We start from the raw sequence: 16,658 nt of genomic DNA, 5'->3' as shown, positions 1-16,658 counted from the left end.
TAACGGTTTTATACCCAAGTGCTAGGGCATCTCCTTAAGTAAAAGAAAAGGGCATCGATGGATGCCCTTTTCATATTAAGCCTAGGGAGTTACAGGTTATTGAGCAGCTCATTTAGTGAAAACGCACTGAATAAATATGTCACTCCCACACAGAAAGCGGCGCCTGTAATTCCGATACTGATCGTTGTTGTAATTAAAAGAAGTGTCATCTTAGACATACAAGATCAAACTCCTTTTTTATATTTAAGTGGGGCGTTGTGCGTCTGGTTATCGTTTTGAATCATGATGCAAGCGCCCTAAGTTTATTGTTCTAATAAAAGTGATGATCACTTGTCAAAAAAGCAGATAAATAGCACCCAAACTGTCGTTAATGCGAGCAGCGGAGTGAATACTTTCTGTATAGAGGCGCCATCGGTTAGGTTGTAGATTTTGATGGATTCGTTATAGAACGCCCGCTTGAACGCCTTAAAAGAAATATCATTTTTCACATGAGATTGTTCATAGTGTAGGTGTGCTGCGTCTGATAGTTGGTATTCTAAGTCTTGGAGTTCGTACTCTTTGTTAAGAAATGCCTCCCAAGCCGAAAGACGGGCTATCGTTTTTGGAGATTGATTACCCTTTAACTTCTCTAGACGTTTGGCATAAGCAGCTTGATATTTATCCACGGTGTATTCCTGTCTGAATAGACGTTGAGTTAGAACATTTGTAAAAAGAAAAACGAGCAAAAAAGGGGCTTTACGTTCTATGTCTGTGATAAATGCTAAGGAGCTCAATGGTCTATTTCTCTGATGTCGCGAATAATATTGATTGAACTTAAATGCGACAAACAAAATAATTTACTCAAGATAACAACGAATATTTGTTGCCTTTTAAAGAAAAGCGATAGTGATGCGAAGTGGTGGCTTTGATCGGGAAGAAACCCGCTTTCGTAACGGCTTACGTTTATTGAGAAAAAGTAAACGCTGGAACTATCGCTGGATTGGTGTGAGTTATTTATCGTCAAAAATCATTAATATCAACTATGCTTATAGTTCGACTTTTCGTAAATGAACTCAATTTAGATGAGCGGAAATAATACTGATTTTTGAGCGTGGGTGAGCTTGGAGGGTTAAGCTAATCCATTGATTAATAAAAAAGTAAAGTAGTACAGAGCTAGGGTGAACTTCAACTTAAAGGTGACGGTATGGATATACAATCAACCATTATTGAATATGCGATAGCGATAATAGGCTTACTTTTGACGGGAGTTGCCCTCTGAGCACGATTGCCCAGAGGATAGAAAGTATATTGGCTGTTTGTTAGCGGTTGATATTGTACCGAGCCATTGCAGCTTCTTCTGACGACACAACCGTTTTACCAATTGGTGCGAGTGAAATAACCGCAAGCTTCAGGTGTTGGAGTGCAAACGGAATACCAATGATGGTTACAAAACACGCTGCGGCGGAAAGTACGTGACCGATTGCTAACCAAAGACCTGCAAAGACAAACCAAAGGACGTTGCCGATAACGCCTAGAGGGCTCGTACCAATGTCCATTTCATTGGTCAATTCATCGCGTGAAATGGCTTCTTTTCCGAATGGGAAAAAGGAAAAATTACCCATAACGATACACGCACGCCCCCAAGGTATTCCGATGATGCTAATAAAGGCTAAGATACCGAAAAACCACCATAGCAACCCCATAAATACGCCACCAAATACAAACCAAATGATGTTACCGAGTGTTCTCATTATATTTCCTTTACTCTTGAATATGACGATGCAGGTTCCTGAGGGTATAGTAATGTAAAACTAGAACCACTCCGTTAATAAACGTGATCCGTTCCCTCATTCACTTGCTTGATAGAATAGCCGCATAAGTATTAACAGAGAATGAATGACTCCCTGAAGCTACGTTTGTTTTAGTATAGAGCGTAATACTCGATTAAGCATATAGCCAAGAATTAAGCTACCTAGAGGTAACTTTCTCGATATATTGACAAATTTGCTCTGCTAACTGATGGCTAGCAATGTTGCGTTTCACTACTTCACTGGCGATTTTTCCAGATTCAACGACGTTAAACCAGTCGAGCAACATCGCATGGAAACCTTTGCTCGTCAGCATTGGCGTCCAATCTTTCAAATTGATTTTTTGCTCTTGGTTCGCTTGCCATCGTCTCCCTTCAACGAAAGAGTCGAATTCCACTGCTTTGTTAGCATAACAAGCTTGAACGCGTTCCATAGTCATACCGAAGTGACGATTCATCGAAGCGTGGAGTAAAGTATCTCCGTGTTGCCACTGAATATCTAAACGCGCCAATTGGTCACCTTCAAGCTGATGCGTTATGTAAGCCTCTTTTAAATCGGTCTTGGCTGTCACGTTAATACTGTCTAATGGATGAATAAAATCATCAAATATAAAGGTACGAATATCGCCTGGTAGTTGGTGGCGGTTCTTTTCCCAGCGTAGCGATTTTAGGTCAGAAATATTGCCTTGCTGTACCTCTGGCATGTGTTGGTTGTAAAGCGGAATATGACGTCGGTTGAAGCCCACATAAAGTGGTTGTTTTTCTTTTTCGGCAATATCGTACAGTTTTTCCACGTCATCAGCGTTGTCCGCTAATGGTTTGTCGACAAAGGTTGGGATTCCATTCTGCAAAAAGAATGCTGCGATTTGAGGATGTACGCTTGTTGCAGCATGAATCATGACAGCATCTACGCCAAAGTGCAGAAGCTGCTGGTAGTCTTGACAGGTCTCTGAGATTCGATATTGCGTAGCCAGACTCTCAAGTGCATTTGCGTTGCGGGTACAAAATACAAGTTCGATATTTGGAAGCTGAGTGATAACGGGAAGGTATGCTTTCTGAGCAATATCTCCTAAACCAATAATACCAATTTTCATCCTAGTCCTTATTTCGATGTATGGATGGCAGGTTGTAGTATAACGCTTGGCAAGCTGATGAGTTTAAATGCCTTGTTAGAAAAGAGCCTGACTCACATTTTGAGTCAGGCTTTATTGGTCCACTTAGGAAGTCGTGCGGCAGTCTTTGAATATATCTAACTTGCCGTCGTAGGCTTGGGTTTGTACATCCATAATGCCTAATAAAGAGTGGAACACGTTATCATGTGAGTACTGTCCTGCCTTTTGCGCTTCATTCGACAAACAGTCGGTGTTGATTTGTTTCACTTGCTTAAAGCCGGAAGATAGCCACATGAGCAAAGGAACACGTTTTTGGAAGTCTGGTGCAAGGCCGTAAGGCATGCCATGTAAGAACAATCCGTTTTCGCCTAATGATTCACCATGATCCGATACGTAGATGAGAGCGGTATTATATTGAGACTCTAATGCTTTGAGTTTGTTGATGGTTTCAGCCAACACAAGATCAGTGTAGCGTATCGTATTGTCGTACGTATTCACGATTTGTTCGACGCTACAGTTTTCTATATCTGCACGTGGGCAGTCTGGTTTGAAAAACGCTTTGTCTCTAGGATAACGCTGGAAGTAGGTAGGACCATGGCTTCCTATAAGGTGCATGGCGACAACGCGATTGCCGTGCATATCCGCAACTTCTTGATCAAAGTGATCTAACAGCGCCATATCGTAACAGGTTTGACCGTTACACAGAGGACTTGCTTGCTTTCGGTTCACTTCAATTTTCTTGATCTTGTGGGAGACTTCTTTGTCTCCGCCATCATTTTCTTTCCAGATGAGGTCAACTCCAGCGCGCTGCATGATGTCGAGAGCATTATCTTGGTTATCTGCCTTGGTCCGTTCAAACTCGCTTCGCGTGAGCTGAGAAAACATGCAAGGCACAGATACTGCAGTTGCAGTGCCACAAGACGCAACCTCTTGAAATGAAATCACATCCAGCTTACTGGTGTAAGGGTTTGTCTCTCGCTTATAGCCATTGAGTTGGTAGTTCTGTGTTCGAGCGGTTTCTCCGACAACAAACACCAGTAGTGTCGGCTTGTTCTGTGCTTGCTTTACTGCGCTATCTGACTGCTTTGCATCGATTCCAATCTCGCGATACGGCTCTGGCGTGGTGAAGTATTTCCCCTTTACATACCCAGTCGCGCTGTAAACGAATTGAGTGGGAATAATGATTTTTTTCAGATAGCTGTTATTGCGCCCGACAGATGCATAGTCTTGGTAGTAAACACTGGCAATAACAGCAATTACTGCAAGAGATGACAACATCGACACCAACTTCGTGAGAGAAAAATACAGCAATTGGTGGCGCTGAGATTGCAACTTGACCTTATAGACAATCATCGCAGGGACGCCCCCCATAAGTAGCGTCCAGATTACAGAATAAGTACTCAAGTAAGAGCTTGCCTCGCTCGAGTCGGTTTCAGCAATATTAGCAATCATTCCAGAATCGAAAAGTGTGCCATAGTTGTAACTTGCGTAGCTCACCATACTCGAAATTATGAGCAAAATAATAAAGAATGGCTTTCCAACCCAAGGCCAACTAAATAAGTTAAAAAGGAAATTGAGCGCGGCAAGAAAGAAAATGGGTATCGTAATAATAAAACCAATTTTGACATTATCTAGGCTTGAAAAAATACCATTCAGCTCTTTGTAAATAGGAATGTTTACAACCAGCGCGAAATAGAGTGCCAACAAGAAAGTAAAGGTAACGTACGAGATACCTTTCTGTTGCAAATTATGTGTCTTCATAAGTAAATGTCTTGAATCAAAATTAGAGCAAGAACGAAGCCCAAACAAAAAGGGCAAGAGTGAGCGCAACAAATACTGCAGCCGAGCCGATATCTTTGGCTCTACCACTGAGCTCGTGCCAGTCATCGCTAACACGGTCGACAACCGCTTCTACGGCGGAATTAATAAGTTCGACGATCAGGACCAATAACAGGCTACTGATCATCAGTACTCTTTCAAATGTGGTGACTGGAAGGAAAAAAGCACAGACGGAAAGCACTAAGGCTAGAATCAATTCTTGTCTGAAGGCGGCTTCGTATTTCCATGCGGCTTTCAATCCCTGAAATGAATAGCCGGTCGCATCCATGACACGGCGTAGACCTGTTTTTCCTGGCTTCAAAATATGACCTTACTACAGCTTAATAATTTAGATTGTGCATCTATCCAAACGATGAGATGAGACTAATCGTTCTTGCGTGAAACATTTGTGAATGGCATTCATCACACAACGATATAGGGTTTGAATAAGAAAAAAGAGTTGAATTAATCAAGGTCGTAGACGGTATAGCCTTTATTCTGAAGGCATTTTCGCAGTACAAGAGATTGTGTTTTGGTGGAGTCATTGCTTCCACTCAACGCTCCGGCCCCTGCTCCTACAGCACCGCCTGCAGCGGCACCCACAGCAGCCCCACCTATCCCGCTTTCTAGCGCTCCAGCTGCTGCCCCAATTAGTGCACCTGTAACTGCGCCATTAGCGGCTTCAGATTTTGCAGCTTCCGTTTTGTCTACGTTGTCCGCATACCCTTGGCAATAAAGAAAATCTTGTTCATATTTAGCAGGATCAACATTGGTCATGTCGACAACAGGCTTTTGATTATAAGTACAAGCGCTAAGAGTAGAGGCAAACGTCATAACCAGAATAAAAGGTTTGTACATGAGTATTATCCATTTGTTCTGTGAATTTATGGATTAAATGTACACTGTTTTATTGTTGAGCTCTGTCGCTGGAGTGTATTGAAGTGTCGTCTTCTGTAAAGGAGGAAAGACGTTAACTTAACTGTCTGATTTTGGAAGACGAAGTGTGAAGCAAGCACCACCAAGTGGGCTATGAGAAATCGAAACCTCACCATGTTGAAGTTCCATTATCTGCCTGACGATCGCCAAACCAAGCCCAAATCCACTGGTGTTTTTGTTTCGGGACTCATCGGCGCTATAAAATGCTTCAAAAAGGTGAGGCCAATGCTGCTCTTCTATACCTATACCATCATCATGTACATGGATTAAGTAGCTTTGCTGATCACTTTTTATCTCAACCATAATTTGAGTATTTGCGTATCGCATTGCATTGCGTAGCAGATTATCCAAAGCACGTTTTAGCAGTTTTGGATCGGCGAATGCGCGCGCGTTTTCAGAGTTTGTTTCATTGACTGAGATAGATAATTTGGTCTCTTTTTGCCATCTCTGTTTTAACTCATTAACTAACTTGGCGAGTGCTACGTTTTCTGTTTGCAACGCCGTATCTGGGCGTTCCATTTTGGCGTAATAAAGCAGCTCTTCAACCATGTCTTCCATCTCGTCAATGTCTTCGACGATACTACGTACATGCTTTTTCTGTTGTTCGGTTAATGTAGAGTCCGATAACAAGTCAGCTTGCCACTGTAAACGAAAAATAGGAGTGCGTAATTCATGCGCAACTGCATTGGTCAGCATTTTATTGCTAGTGATCAGGCGAGAAACTTTGTCAGCCATCGTATTAAAGCTTTTGTTCAGTGTCCCAACGGATTTGGCGCTTGAGGTGCTTGCTCGTGCTTTGAAGTTGCCTGAAGCAAACTCGACCGTGACTCTTTCTAACTCACGAATTCGACGACTCAAAAACCAGATCAGCAGTATGCAATACAGAGCAAATCCGGCTAAAAAGAATAACCATACAATGTTGTCATCAAAGTTAATCGCCTGAATAACTGAGCTATCTGGATCATCGATCATTTTGAAAATAGGGGTGTCCGCATCTAGGCGGAACCATATATCCCTTTCTTCGTCGTAAGCAACGTTAACAGAGGTGTCACTTTCAAATGCTTTTCTGATGTCCTCTGGAAGTTCTTCGAGCGTGTGAGGAATCAACAAGCGATGGCTGGACGTGGCAAATTGCTCAAGCTGTTGTTGAGTGTATTCTAGTCCGTGCTCTTCGTAGATAGGATAGATAAGATCGTGGAAAGCTTGACCTTCTTGCTCTTGTAGCAGGTAATCGTAATCTGTGTTGATCTCATAGACTAAGAATTCGTAACCCCACAAACTCACCATAAATAGAATGATAAGACCGACAAAGCTTTCCAGATAAATCCGTCTCATTATTCATTCCATGCATCAGGCATAAATAGGTAGCCTTTGCCGCGAACCGTAATGATTTTTTGTGGAGAGCAAGAAGCATCGCCTAATTTTTTTCTCAATGTCACAATACGGTTGTCAATGGTGCGATCTGTACCGTCGTACTCAATACCACGTAGTGTTTTCGTTAACCACTCACGTGAGAGTGTTTTTTCTGCGTGTGTTGCGAGAACCCATAATAAATCGAACTCACCGTCAGTCAGCGCAATTTCTTCCTGGTTCATGACGCATGATTTACGTAATCGGTTTAAACACAGCACTCCAATTTGTAGACCGTTTTCGGACTCGGTAGAGGCTGCCTCTTTTCTTCTCAATAGCATGCGAATGCGTGCCAGCAGCACACGAGGTTTGATTGGCTTGGTAACAAAGTCATCGGCGCCAATTTCTAATGCGGCGACGTGATCGAAGTCGTCATCACTCGCTGTCAGCATCAACACTTTGCCTTTGTAGCATTCACGGATTTGACGACATACGCTCAGGCCGTCTTGTCCAGGTAGCATCAAATCTAACAAAACCACGTCTGGCTGTGTGTCAATAATCGCTTCCGGTGCGTCTGTCCCGTTGTCGATACATTTGACCTGGAAACCTTGTTCAACAAAATACTCTCCCAGCATAGCTTGTAATTTGGGATCGTCTTCCACAATGATTAAAGATGGTTTGACTTGTTGTGCGTTCATTTGAGTGATGTATACAATATTTAATATCACTGGAACTTAAACAAATTTACGAATTATTTCAAATAAAGCTTTCTCAGAATAAGGTTATCGGATGAGTTGATTCGATAAATACCCCAAGTAATGATTCAAACTTAATCATTAATCACATTATGAAGTGTCTAAAAAAGGCGCAACTGTTGCGCCTTAATATGGAATATTAGAGTGAACTTACGTTTTATTCGGTGGTGCACACGACACTGTTGTCGCTGCCAAAAGCATTGGGAACATAAGCGTCGGCTTGAGGGTCGTTTTCCCACTTTGCATCATTGAGCAAGTAGCGGAACTGAACATTCTGCTCTTTAGGTAAGCGCGTTTTAAATTTAAATTGACGGCTTTTCTTCACTAATTTCATCGGTTCTGGCTGCCAGTTGTTAAAATCCCCAGCAATATGAATGGAGTCCCACTGGTCTTTATCTAGCTCGAACGTGACTTCAACTTCATCTTTTGTCTTAAAGAATCTCTTTTTAAGCATTGATCTTTCCTTGTTCGTACAAAAACTGTTCTAACTATTACTCGTGTTTCATAACGATTTCAAGTTTTATCGAATTGTCGCTGGTATCAGGTGAAGAACTATCTAAATGATGAATAGCTTAATCGCTATGAGTTCTTGTGAGAGGGGAGCGGTATTGAGAAGCCTCAAGGGTAAGGAACCGTTAACGTACCAAGTTTTTAGGCGAGGCGGAACTCAGAGTTCGTATCTTGAAGTCAAACCGTTATCATGTATTATCTTAAATCACCATTTTTGTTGATGTAGCTATGTTGAAGTTTAACCGTACATTGTTGACCGCGATAGTTTGTTTAGCCGCTATGCTTTTGAGCAGTGTCGCTCCTATGGCGAAGGCTTCAGCCCCGGTGAAAACAATTGAAGTACGCGATATTATTGTTCAACAGGCTGCTCTGCACAAACAACTTGGCGTCAATGACGATTGCGTAGAATCACATCACGATGAGTCAACTATCAATAAGGTGCAACAGTCTCACACGAGTTGTAGCTCTTCCTGCATGGTCAAAATTCCCGCCAACTTATCTCAAAACGACTTACTGCTTCTTCCTTATAGCCTTGCATTGATTGATAGGCCTCTAGTCGAAAAAGTAGTGACAGTGATCACCAAGCTTTATCGCCCTCCGATTGTTTAATTTCCCATCTCAAATTACTTGGGGTCCCCCCCTTTTTACCAAATGAAATGATTTGGCATTTGAATGCCACGAGGAAATAAACAATGAAAAAACTACTTGCCTTATGTAGTGCACTTTTACTGACTTTTACCGCTCACGCAGCGCAATTTGAAGAAGGGAAGCACTACAAAGTTCTGGATGTTAAGAAAGCATCGAAACCTGTTGTGACGGAATTCTTTTCTTTTTATTGCCCACATTGTTACAAGTTTGAGTCGCTTATTGAGCGTTTAAAACCTGCTCTGCCAAAAGAGGCAAAGTTTGAAAAGGTACATGTGGGGTTCATGGGCGGAGATATGGCGATTCCGATGGCCAAGTCCTACGCGACGATGGTGTCGCTCGGGGTTGAAGATACAATGATTCCTGCCATGTTTGCCCAAATTCATCAAAAGCGACAAGCGCCAAAAGATGAAGCTGAGCTGAAACAGCTCTTCGTTGATAATGGCGTAGAAGGTAAGAAGTTTGATGCCGCTTACAATAGCTTTGCCGTAAACTCAATGCAGAAGGGCTTTGATAAGCAATTCTCTGCCAGCACGTTAAGAGGGGTTCCGGGTGTGGTTGTGAACAATAAATACATTGTTTTGGCCAACGAAATTCGTACTTACGACGAGTACAATCAATTAGTTAATTACTTATTGACGCTGTAACTGTAAATAGCATTGATGCTTAAAAATGGCGACGGTAGAGTCGCCATTTTTTATGCTTATCACACTCGTATTATCTAAGAACGCTTGTACATGCTTGAGTCGGAACACTAGTCATAAATATGGCATGCGGATAAAACAAGCTAGCAGCAGTGACTGCAACATTACATGGCTGAGCAATCGTAGTTTTAATCACATTGGTAAGCACGGCTCCTGTATTATTTACTGTTTGAGCGGCGGCTTGTTGTGCCTGGTAAGACACGCAACCTGTCGTTGCATTGATCATCGCAGTGCTAAACAAAAGTTTGCGAAAAAACATATTCATATCCTTTGTGAATGCTTTGAATTACTTATATGTGGATTGATTCATAAATGAAACAAAACAGTGTTCAAAATATGTGTGCATTCACGAAATGAACATTGTTTTATAAAAAGACGTTTTTTTGTGATCTTAGTACTGGACAGACCAGGTTATGAAACTAAAGCCAATCCGTGCATTACGATTACGCCGAAGGTCAGTTTGCTCCTCATTCCTTGATATCCCTTGGGCTCGGCGTCTTGTTCGACTTTCCTCACGAGTTTTTCTGCATACCAAACAGCAAGATACCCAATTGCTAAGAGTAGGGTAGCGACCGCGTAGTGTTTGTGACCCTGCAATAATGCGCCCCAAGCGAGTAAGACAAAAAGGTTGCTGAGAATTAATATATTTCTGCTAAGGCGGTGGTAGTAATGCTCAATGCCATTCCCCCAAAGGATGCCGGATAAAAAACTTAATATTACGGCACTGTAAGCGATGAAAAATTGCTGGCCACTTAAATTGAAGAGTGAAATGTCAGTGAAAATCAGCCCTAAACTAAACACAAATGGAACCAGGCCTAAGTAACCGAGTTGTTGCATGGTTGAGCGTGTTGTCATGGTCGTCACCTTACAATTGTTGCTCTATCATATTGGTAAGCGTAGTACTTGTCGGTGATGTGGAGCTTGGAAAAGTGGCAATAACTTTGCCTTCAGAGCTAATTAGAAACTTATAGAAGTTCCATTTTGGTTTGATGCCAGCTTGGTTAGTAATCTCGCTGAATACGGGGTTTGCATCTACGCCTAATACTGAGGAGCGAGCCATCATTGGAAAGGTGACCCCGTAATCGAGATAACAGACTTTCGCTGTGTTTGTTTCGCTTCCTCTATCCTGTCGGAAGTCATTACTCGGGAAACCGATAACCGTGAAGTTTTGCTCTTTGTAAGTTTGATAGAGGGTTTCTAACTGTTCGAACTGAGGAGTGAAGCCGCACTGGCTTGCTGTATTGACGACTAGTAGTGTCTTTCCCTTAAAGCTTTCGCATAGATCGACTTCTTCTGTTGAGTTTAACAACCTTTGCTTACCTTGAAGAATATCAGGGCACTCAGATGCAAGAGTAAGCGAAGTCATGGAGATAAAGCCAACGAGAGCGACGAGTTTCAGTAATCCTTTCATGGTGTTGTTCCCTTTGTTTTCAATAAGTATAACTACTCAAGCGCAAAGAGGATCGATCAAAAAAGCCGCACAAATGCGCGGCTTCTTTCAGAGCTGGGATTTAATTATGCCAGTTTTAACTCGAACTGATTGCGGTACATCACCATGTCTTCAATAGTCAGCACTGGCATGTTGTGCAGGCGACCAAACGCAACGATCTCTGGTGCTTTTGCCATCGTGCCATCTGGGTTGGTCACTTCACATAGTACTCCAGCGGGTTGAAGCCCTGCCATTTGCATCAGGTCAATCGTACCTTCTGTGTGACCACGGCGAGTCATTACACCACCTGGACGTGCGCGCAGAGGGAATACGTGGCCCGGGCGAGCAAGATCTTCAGGTTTCGCATGCGGGTTTGCCGCCGTTTTAATGGTCGTCACCCGGTCTGCTGCTGAAACCCCCGTTGTTACACCAACTTTCGCTTCAATAGAAACCGTAAATGCGGTTTGGTTTGCACTGTTGTTGTTTACCACCATTGGAGGCAGTTCCAGTTTGTCTGCTTGAGCATCTGTTAAGCACAAACAAACGATGCCGCTACATTCGCGGATCATCAACGCCATTTGCTCGTTGGTGAGGTGCTCGACTGAATAAATGATATCGCCTTCGTTTTCGCGATCTTCATCATCAAGAAGTAGTACGCCACGTCCTTCTTTTAAAGCAATAAGTGCGTTTTCAACGCGAGTAATTGGGTCGCCGAATTCGGCAAGTAGTGATGACTGATTCATGGTTAACTCCTAAATTTCACCAGAATCAGGGCGGTATGAGAGATCGTCGTAAAATACGATCAAAAAGAAGTGCACCAGCATTCAACGCGATCTTACTCGCGATACTGGTGTATTCTTATTCTCTTTCATCCGGACTATAACCGTCGGCTCTGGCATCTCACCAGATCTGCTGACCTCGACGAATCGAGCGCTCGCGGGCTCACTTGAAAAGTATACCGCCGGTGGGGAATTTCGCCCCGCCCTGAGAACAATTAAAAATGTGCCACTTCATCCAAATTGTGAGGAAGTGGAGCTAGGATAGTACTGCGAACTGAATAGCTTGGAAAGTCGATTCCATCTGTATGATGGAAAAGTGTGCTATCGACGGAAATAATCTGTGCGAATAAAGTGATCAATCTGCTGCGGCACGAAGGTGTTGTAAATCAAACTCGTATGCGTTTGTTTCACTTCGATATGATCTTGCATACCTTCCAGTCTTGTCTCTTCTACGGTAACCGTACCGTCCGACATGGTGTTGTCATTACGGATCAACAATGGGCGAGCACCAATCGGCATCGTTCCTGCGATACTGCCGAGTTTTTGCGGAAAAGCCCACGCGTCATCATGTTTGTTTAATCCGTGGTGTGGCGAGTTTCCTAAAATGGCACCCAACCCGAGATCTTGAATCCGACCTACTATGGACGCGCCTTTAAGAGGCGAACCGATAGCGACAACATGAGAGATTAAGCTAGTGCTCGGTTTTCTGTTGGCGAGATAGCGCTTAATCATCAAGCCTCCCAGGCTGTGCCCCACGAGCACGTTTGTGGTCAGTGGATTAAGCGAATGATCAATAGAATCAAACAGTGAAGACTCATCGATAGCAACAGTGTTATAGCTGAGTACTTGCGTTTCGTATCCGAGTTTTCGCAGCTTTTGGCTAAGAGGTTGCATGACCAGTCCATGCATATAAAGACCATGTAAGATGATGATTCTCATAATACCTCCTAGATTTATGACGTCGTAGATATCCTACTCTAATTAACAAGGAACTACTTGTGCTTTGTGGTGCATATTTACGTGTTGCTGCAAAGTTTGATCGGTATAGCAAGCGTATCAGCCCAGTAAATCCTGTACTTGTTGTTGCAATTGATGACGATTTAAAGAAGCTGGGCTTAACACTTCACCGATTACAACATCCACTTTTGACCAAAAACGAGTCGGTCGTTTTGTGAGAGCATGTCCGCCTTTGTGGCTGAAAAAAGAACCCCAAAGCCCTTTTAACGCCATAGGAATGACAGGAACAGGGTTACGTTCAAGGATTTTTTCCACACCAGGGCGAAACTCACCCAATTCACCGTTAGACGTTAAACGACCCTCAGGGAAGATACAGACAACTTCACCGTCGTTTAGCGCTTGTTCAATCTGCTCAAATGCTCGTCGGTGAGTATCGGCACACTTACGTGGGGAACAGATAGGGATAACACCGGCATGACGGAAAACATATTTAAGAACAGGCAGCTCGCTGATGGACTTGTCCATCACAAAACGAACCGGGCGAGTAGAGGTTCCCATCAAAATCAACGCATCGACATAGCTAACATGGTTAGCCACGATTAACGCAGCACCTTGTTCAGGAATATGTTGGCGCCCCTCTACTGACACACGATACATACAATGGCTGAGTAAATAACTGATAAAGCGTTGTGTAAATTCCGGTACTTGACGATAGACATAGATTGCCACGAAGAAGTTGCCTATTGCCATCATGGCAAACAGTTCCACAATAGAAAGCTCTAGTACGCTGAGTACAACGATCGAAACCAAAGCAGACACCACCATAAACAACGCATTCATGATGTTGTTAGCAGCAATGGCACGTGCACATTCCCCTTTGTTTGAACGCGATTGGATGAACGCATAAAGAGGAACAATAAAGATACCGCCGCTTACACCAACAAGGAACAGGTCAATCATGACGCGCAGATGTTTGGATTCGGCAACGAAGCTTTGCACATCATAAAAGTGCACCGGAAGTGATGGATAACTTGGGACTGCCCATAGCAAGTCGACGCCAAAGACGGTCAGACCAAGGATACCGAATGGCAAAATACCAAGCTCAACGTGGTTGAAGGAAAGTTTTTCACACAACCAAGAGCCTGTAGCGATACCAATGGAAAACAATGCCAACAGTAAAGAAACGACAGTGCTATCTGCGAACAAATGTTCGCGTGCGAATTTAGGGAATTGAGTTAGGTAAGTCGCACCCATGAACCAGAACCAACTGATGGCAAGAATAGACATCCAGATGCCTCTCTGTTTTTTTGCCACTTTTAACGTGTTCTTTAAACCAGAAATCGGTTCAAATCTCGCTTTGTCATTCGATTGGCTAGGCATCGTTGGAATATTCACGCTGCTCATGAACCCAAGCAAAGACAAGGCAATCACGGTACAAGAGGCAATCAAGGTACCATTAGGAATGGCTAGCAGCAGGCCTGCGCTAAGCGTACCTATAAGAATCGAAAGAAACGTGCCCATTTCAACCCAAGCATTTCCTTTAACAAGCTCATTTGGTTTGAGCGCTTGTGGTAGCAAGGCGTATTTCACGGGACCAAAATAGGCCGATTGAGTGCCTGTCATAAACAGCAGAACCAGCATCAGCATAGCACTTTGGGTCGCAATAGCGGTTGCTGCGCAAGACATGATAGCCAGCTCGATGAGCTTTAGACGTCGTATTAATTTGGCTTTGTCCATGCTGTCAGCGACGGCACCAGCATGCGCAGAGAATAGAAAGAAAGGTAGGATGAATAAGCCTGCCGCCAAATTAACAAATAGATTAACGGATATTGGTAAGTTATCAATTTGGCTGTATGTCACCATCAATAACAGAACGTTTTTGTAGATGTTGTCATTGAGTGCGCCAAGACACTGCGTCACAAAGTAAGGAAAAAAGCGTTTTGAGAAAAACATGCTGGCCCCGATTAAACAAAGTCGAATGAGATGGGAGCACTTTATGCTCAATGAACGATTAAACCAGCTTTCTCTGTCAAGTGACGTTGGGTGTCACCAAAAGTAACGAAATTCGTTACTTTCATCTCCATTTGTTTATTGAGTTACTAATTTCGAGACTTTTGAGTAGGTTTTCTTTCCCATGGTTCAAACAGAGGGAACGTCCAGCGACGCATCGCAATAATCAGAGAGGTGCCGTGCTTTTCGTCCATATCGAGAGAGCTATCACTTTGGCAAGCCTGATAAAACTCATCGATGACCTTTTGCAGTTTCTGTTGCAGCTTCTTGTTGGTTGGTACGCTCATCAATCCTGTTGCCATGGATAACTGTTCATCTTCACCAGAAAAGTAGCTTTGGAAAAAGGCGTCTTGAACTTGCTGTTGGAAGAACCGTTGAATAGGGCCGCCCATCTGCCACTTAAATGTCGGAGATATACGCAAACGAATTTTGTTATTTGTCTGCAAGTCGATGATGTTCAGACGATCCAACTGAGCAAGCTTTTGCACCAGTTCCAACTCATTGAAGGTGTATTGCTGAACGATTTGTTCAAACTGATAGCCATTTACAACACAGATCGCCACGAGTAGCAGGGCTTTATCGTCAACCAACTGCTTTTCTTGCTCTAATGTTAGCGACTCTAGACCTTTATTGTGCGCAGCCGCGAGCTTAAACAGTTCCGCCATTTCTAAGCCAATCAATTGGCAAATTCGCTCTAAGCGCTCAAGGCTAATGTGTTGACCTTCAGCGAGTAAACGTTTGACGCTTCCTTCACTTAAATCAAGGTGTTGTGCAACATCGGCATAATGCAGCCCAGCTAACTTTAGTTGGCGTTTAAGCTCTTTAATTAACGTATAGCTTTCTGACATTTATGCTGTCACCTCGTCGTGTAATTGCTCTATATACGCTTGCATAAAGGCTTTGCGTTTTTGAGCTTCGCGTCTCGCTGACTCCGTGTTCATAGTTTCAGCGATTTTGAATAACTTGGTTTGAAAGTGATCCAGAGTGAATTGTTTATCGTCGAGCTCTCGCTGTTGAGCAAAGATGTCTTTGTCATCGTAAAGTTGCGCATCAAACTCAGTGCTCACTTGTATACAGCGAGTAATGCCAATTGCGCCTAAAGCGTCCAGACGGTCGGCATCTTGAACGACTTTTGCCTCCAATGTGTTGGGTCTGATATTAGCGCTAAAGCTGTGTGCTTCTATCGCATGGGCAATGGCATCATGGTATTGCTGCGGATAATCGATACTTTCTAAAAACGCGACCGCTTTTTTGGCTGCAATGATTGAGCTCTGCTTGCGGTTAGGATGATCTTTCGGATAGGTAAAACAATCATGTAAATAGGCTGCGGGAAGCACAATAGATAAGTCGGCGCCTTCTTCTATAGCCAGTTTTTTTGCAGTGTTTACGACCCGTTGAACATGGCTTATGTCATGCGCCGCATCGACTTGCATCTCTTGCTGCATAAATTCCAAAAATTGCGATTCTATCTGGCTTAATAAGGTCATGAGTTATATCTACAACTAAAGTGAAGGCAGAAGTATGCCGAACACAGAGAGGAATTTCCAAGTTCGATAGTGTAATTGAGATTTAGCCATCAGAACCTTATGCAACTTAGTGAGTCTCGGGTCATCTTAAATAGCATTTTTGTGCGTTCGGTTGGCTATTAAGGTGGTAAGACACAGAACAGCAGTGACGTTTGCCAATAGCAAAAGGGCCTGATGATTTCGTCAGACCCTTTTTCGTTTTAGTCGGTATTCTTACGAACCTTAGCGCTTGAACGTCACTTGCTCGAGCTATTGTCAAATGTGGTGTATGGAGATCATGCAGTAGCCTGTTGATGAGTCTCCATTTCTTTCACTCCATCGATGAAGCGAACATCTTTCAC

At 43.2% G+C, this 16,658-nt stretch carries 19 protein-coding genes and 1 riboswitch; of the genes, 2 read left to right on the top strand and 17 right to left on the bottom strand.

Features of this window, described 5'->3' with window-relative positions; translation table 11 throughout:
• Positions 1-326: 326 nt before the first annotated feature.
• The 9 genes from B7360_RS07965 to B7360_RS07925 all read right to left on the bottom strand — a co-directional run bounded on the left by B7360_RS07965 (position 327) and on the right by B7360_RS07925 (position 8,211).
• Entirely contained in the window at positions 327-665 is a 339-nt protein-coding gene (locus B7360_RS07965) for a hypothetical protein (protein WP_006741201.1), read from the bottom strand.
• A 633-nt stretch (positions 666-1,298) separates the two neighbouring features.
• Entirely contained in the window at positions 1,299-1,730 is a 432-nt protein-coding gene (locus tag B7360_RS07960) for a YccF domain-containing protein (RefSeq protein WP_005373685.1), read from the bottom strand.
• Between the two features lie 217 nt (positions 1,731-1,947).
• Positions 1,948-2,880 carry a Gfo/Idh/MocA family protein gene (locus B7360_RS07955; RefSeq protein ID WP_085343232.1) on the bottom strand — a complete coding sequence of 311 codons (933 nt, stop codon included), beginning with the start codon at positions 2,878-2,880 and terminating at the stop codon, positions 1,948-1,950.
• A gap of 123 nt (positions 2,881-3,003) precedes the next feature.
• Positions 3,004-4,659, bottom strand: a complete 1,656-nt coding sequence (locus B7360_RS07950; RefSeq protein ID WP_085343231.1) for a phosphoethanolamine transferase — start codon at positions 4,657-4,659, stop codon at positions 3,004-3,006.
• 22 nt (positions 4,660-4,681) lie between these two features.
• Positions 4,682-5,038, bottom strand: coding sequence for a diacylglycerol kinase (locus B7360_RS07945; RefSeq protein WP_012842368.1), 357 nt, complete (start codon positions 5,036-5,038; stop codon positions 4,682-4,684).
• A gap of 143 nt (positions 5,039-5,181) precedes the next feature.
• On the bottom strand, positions 5,182-5,574 hold the full coding sequence (locus B7360_RS07940; protein ID WP_085343230.1) for a glycine zipper family protein: 393 nt from the start codon (positions 5,572-5,574) through the stop codon (positions 5,182-5,184).
• Positions 5,575-5,691: 117 nt separating this feature from the next.
• Positions 5,692-6,987 (bottom strand): ATP-binding protein, encoded by a 1,296-nt coding sequence (locus B7360_RS07935; RefSeq protein WP_085343229.1) that lies wholly within the window; start codon positions 6,985-6,987, stop codon positions 5,692-5,694.
• A complete protein-coding gene (locus B7360_RS07930) occupies positions 6,987-7,700 on the bottom strand; it encodes a response regulator (protein WP_005396348.1) in 714 nt (237 codons plus the stop codon). The genes B7360_RS07935 and B7360_RS07930 overlap by 1 nt, the downstream gene beginning before the upstream one ends.
• A gap of 214 nt (positions 7,701-7,914) precedes the next feature.
• Positions 7,915-8,211: an isoamylase early set domain-containing protein gene (locus tag B7360_RS07925; protein WP_005396349.1), complete on the bottom strand. Its 297-nt coding sequence runs from the start codon at positions 8,209-8,211 to the stop codon at positions 7,915-7,917.
• Positions 8,212-8,495: 284 nt separating this feature from the next.
• On the opposite strand from B7360_RS07925, the gene B7360_RS07920 reads away from it, so the two are divergent.
• Positions 8,496-8,876, top strand: coding sequence for a hypothetical protein (locus B7360_RS07920; protein WP_031780538.1), 381 nt, complete (start codon positions 8,496-8,498; stop codon positions 8,874-8,876).
• 83 nt (positions 8,877-8,959) lie between these two features.
• Positions 8,960-9,559, top strand: a complete 600-nt coding sequence (locus B7360_RS07915) for a thiol:disulfide interchange protein DsbA/DsbL (protein WP_005373667.1) — start codon at positions 8,960-8,962, stop codon at positions 9,557-9,559.
• 70 nt (positions 9,560-9,629) lie between these two features.
• On the opposite strand, the gene B7360_RS07910 is transcribed toward B7360_RS07915, so the two are convergent.
• From B7360_RS07910 to B7360_RS07875, 8 genes are all read right to left on the bottom strand, one after another.
• A complete protein-coding gene (locus B7360_RS07910) occupies positions 9,630-9,875 on the bottom strand; it encodes a hypothetical protein (RefSeq protein ID WP_085343228.1) in 246 nt (81 codons plus the stop codon).
• Between the two features lie 152 nt (positions 9,876-10,027).
• On the bottom strand, positions 10,028-10,471 hold the full coding sequence (locus tag B7360_RS07905; RefSeq protein ID WP_085343227.1) for a DUF3429 domain-containing protein: 444 nt from the start codon (positions 10,469-10,471) through the stop codon (positions 10,028-10,030).
• Between the two features lie 10 nt (positions 10,472-10,481).
• Complete coding sequence (locus B7360_RS07900) at positions 10,482-10,982, bottom strand: glutathione peroxidase (protein ID WP_371343671.1); 501 nt, start codon at positions 10,980-10,982, stop codon at positions 10,482-10,484.
• Positions 10,983-11,131: 149 nt separating this feature from the next.
• A complete protein-coding gene (gene ribB, locus B7360_RS07895) occupies positions 11,132-11,788 on the bottom strand; it encodes a 3,4-dihydroxy-2-butanone-4-phosphate synthase (protein ID WP_006741191.1) in 657 nt (218 codons plus the stop codon).
• 113 nt (positions 11,789-11,901) lie between these two features.
• Positions 11,902-12,041, bottom strand: a riboswitch (FMN riboswitch).
• 104 nt (positions 12,042-12,145) lie between these two features.
• Positions 12,146-12,763, bottom strand: coding sequence for a cobinamide adenolsyltransferase (locus tag B7360_RS07890; protein WP_085343226.1), 618 nt, complete (start codon positions 12,761-12,763; stop codon positions 12,146-12,148).
• A gap of 117 nt (positions 12,764-12,880) precedes the next feature.
• Positions 12,881-14,734 (bottom strand): MFS transporter, encoded by a 1,854-nt coding sequence (locus B7360_RS07885; RefSeq protein ID WP_085343225.1) that lies wholly within the window; start codon positions 14,732-14,734, stop codon positions 12,881-12,883.
• A gap of 146 nt (positions 14,735-14,880) precedes the next feature.
• On the bottom strand, positions 14,881-15,639 hold the full coding sequence (locus B7360_RS07880) for a helix-turn-helix transcriptional regulator (RefSeq protein WP_085343224.1): 759 nt from the start codon (positions 15,637-15,639) through the stop codon (positions 14,881-14,883).
• Positions 15,640-16,278 (bottom strand): HD domain-containing protein, encoded by a 639-nt coding sequence (locus B7360_RS07875; RefSeq protein ID WP_085343223.1) that lies wholly within the window; start codon positions 16,276-16,278, stop codon positions 15,640-15,642.
• Positions 16,279-16,658: the final 380 nt, after the last annotated feature.

The organism is Vibrio sp. ArtGut-C1, from assembly GCF_002105475.1.
Taxonomy (GTDB): Bacteria; Pseudomonadota; Gammaproteobacteria; order Enterobacterales; family Vibrionaceae; genus Vibrio; species Vibrio diabolicus.
Note: the sequence above shows the minus strand (reverse complement) of the source record. Positions and strands in the feature narration are given on the sequence as shown.

Coding starts and splice junctions, on each gene's coding strand:
- B7360_RS07960 (WP_005373685.1), bottom strand. CDS start 1,730: ATGAGAACACTCGGTAACATCATTTGGTTTGTATTTGGTGGCGTATTT.
- B7360_RS07955 (WP_085343232.1), bottom strand. CDS start 2,880: ATGAAAATTGGTATTATTGGTTTAGGAGATATTGCTCAGAAAGCATAC.
- B7360_RS07950 (WP_085343231.1), bottom strand. CDS start 4,659: ATGAAGACACATAATTTGCAACAGAAAGGTATCTCGTACGTTACCTTT.
- B7360_RS07940 (WP_085343230.1), bottom strand. CDS start 5,574: ATGTACAAACCTTTTATTCTGGTTATGACGTTTGCCTCTACTCTTAGC.
- B7360_RS07935 (WP_085343229.1), bottom strand. CDS start 6,987: ATGAGACGGATTTATCTGGAAAGCTTTGTCGGTCTTATCATTCTATTT.
- B7360_RS07930 (WP_005396348.1), bottom strand. CDS start 7,700: ATGAACGCACAACAAGTCAAACCATCTTTAATCATTGTGGAAGACGAT.
- B7360_RS07925 (WP_005396349.1), bottom strand. CDS start 8,211: ATGCTTAAAAAGAGATTCTTTAAGACAAAAGATGAAGTTGAAGTCACG.
- B7360_RS07920 (WP_031780538.1), top strand. CDS start 8,496: ATGTTGAAGTTTAACCGTACATTGTTGACCGCGATAGTTTGTTTAGCC.
- B7360_RS07915 (WP_005373667.1), top strand. CDS start 8,960: ATGAAAAAACTACTTGCCTTATGTAGTGCACTTTTACTGACTTTTACC.
- B7360_RS07910 (WP_085343228.1), bottom strand. CDS start 9,875: ATGTTTTTTCGCAAACTTTTGTTTAGCACTGCGATGATCAATGCAACG.
- B7360_RS07905 (WP_085343227.1), bottom strand. CDS start 10,471: ATGACAACACGCTCAACCATGCAACAACTCGGTTACTTAGGCCTGGTT.
- B7360_RS07900 (WP_371343671.1), bottom strand. CDS start 10,982: ATGACTTCGCTTACTCTTGCATCTGAGTGCCCTGATATTCTTCAAGGT.
- ribB (WP_006741191.1), bottom strand. CDS start 11,788: ATGAATCAGTCATCACTACTTGCCGAATTCGGCGACCCAATTACTCGC.
- B7360_RS07890 (WP_085343226.1), bottom strand. CDS start 12,763: ATGAGAATCATCATCTTACATGGTCTTTATATGCATGGACTGGTCATG.
- B7360_RS07885 (WP_085343225.1), bottom strand. CDS start 14,734: ATGTTTTTCTCAAAACGCTTTTTTCCTTACTTTGTGACGCAGTGTCTT.
- B7360_RS07880 (WP_085343224.1), bottom strand. CDS start 15,639: ATGTCAGAAAGCTATACGTTAATTAAAGAGCTTAAACGCCAACTAAAG.
- B7360_RS07875 (WP_085343223.1), bottom strand. CDS start 16,278: ATGACCTTATTAAGCCAGATAGAATCGCAATTTTTGGAATTTATGCAG.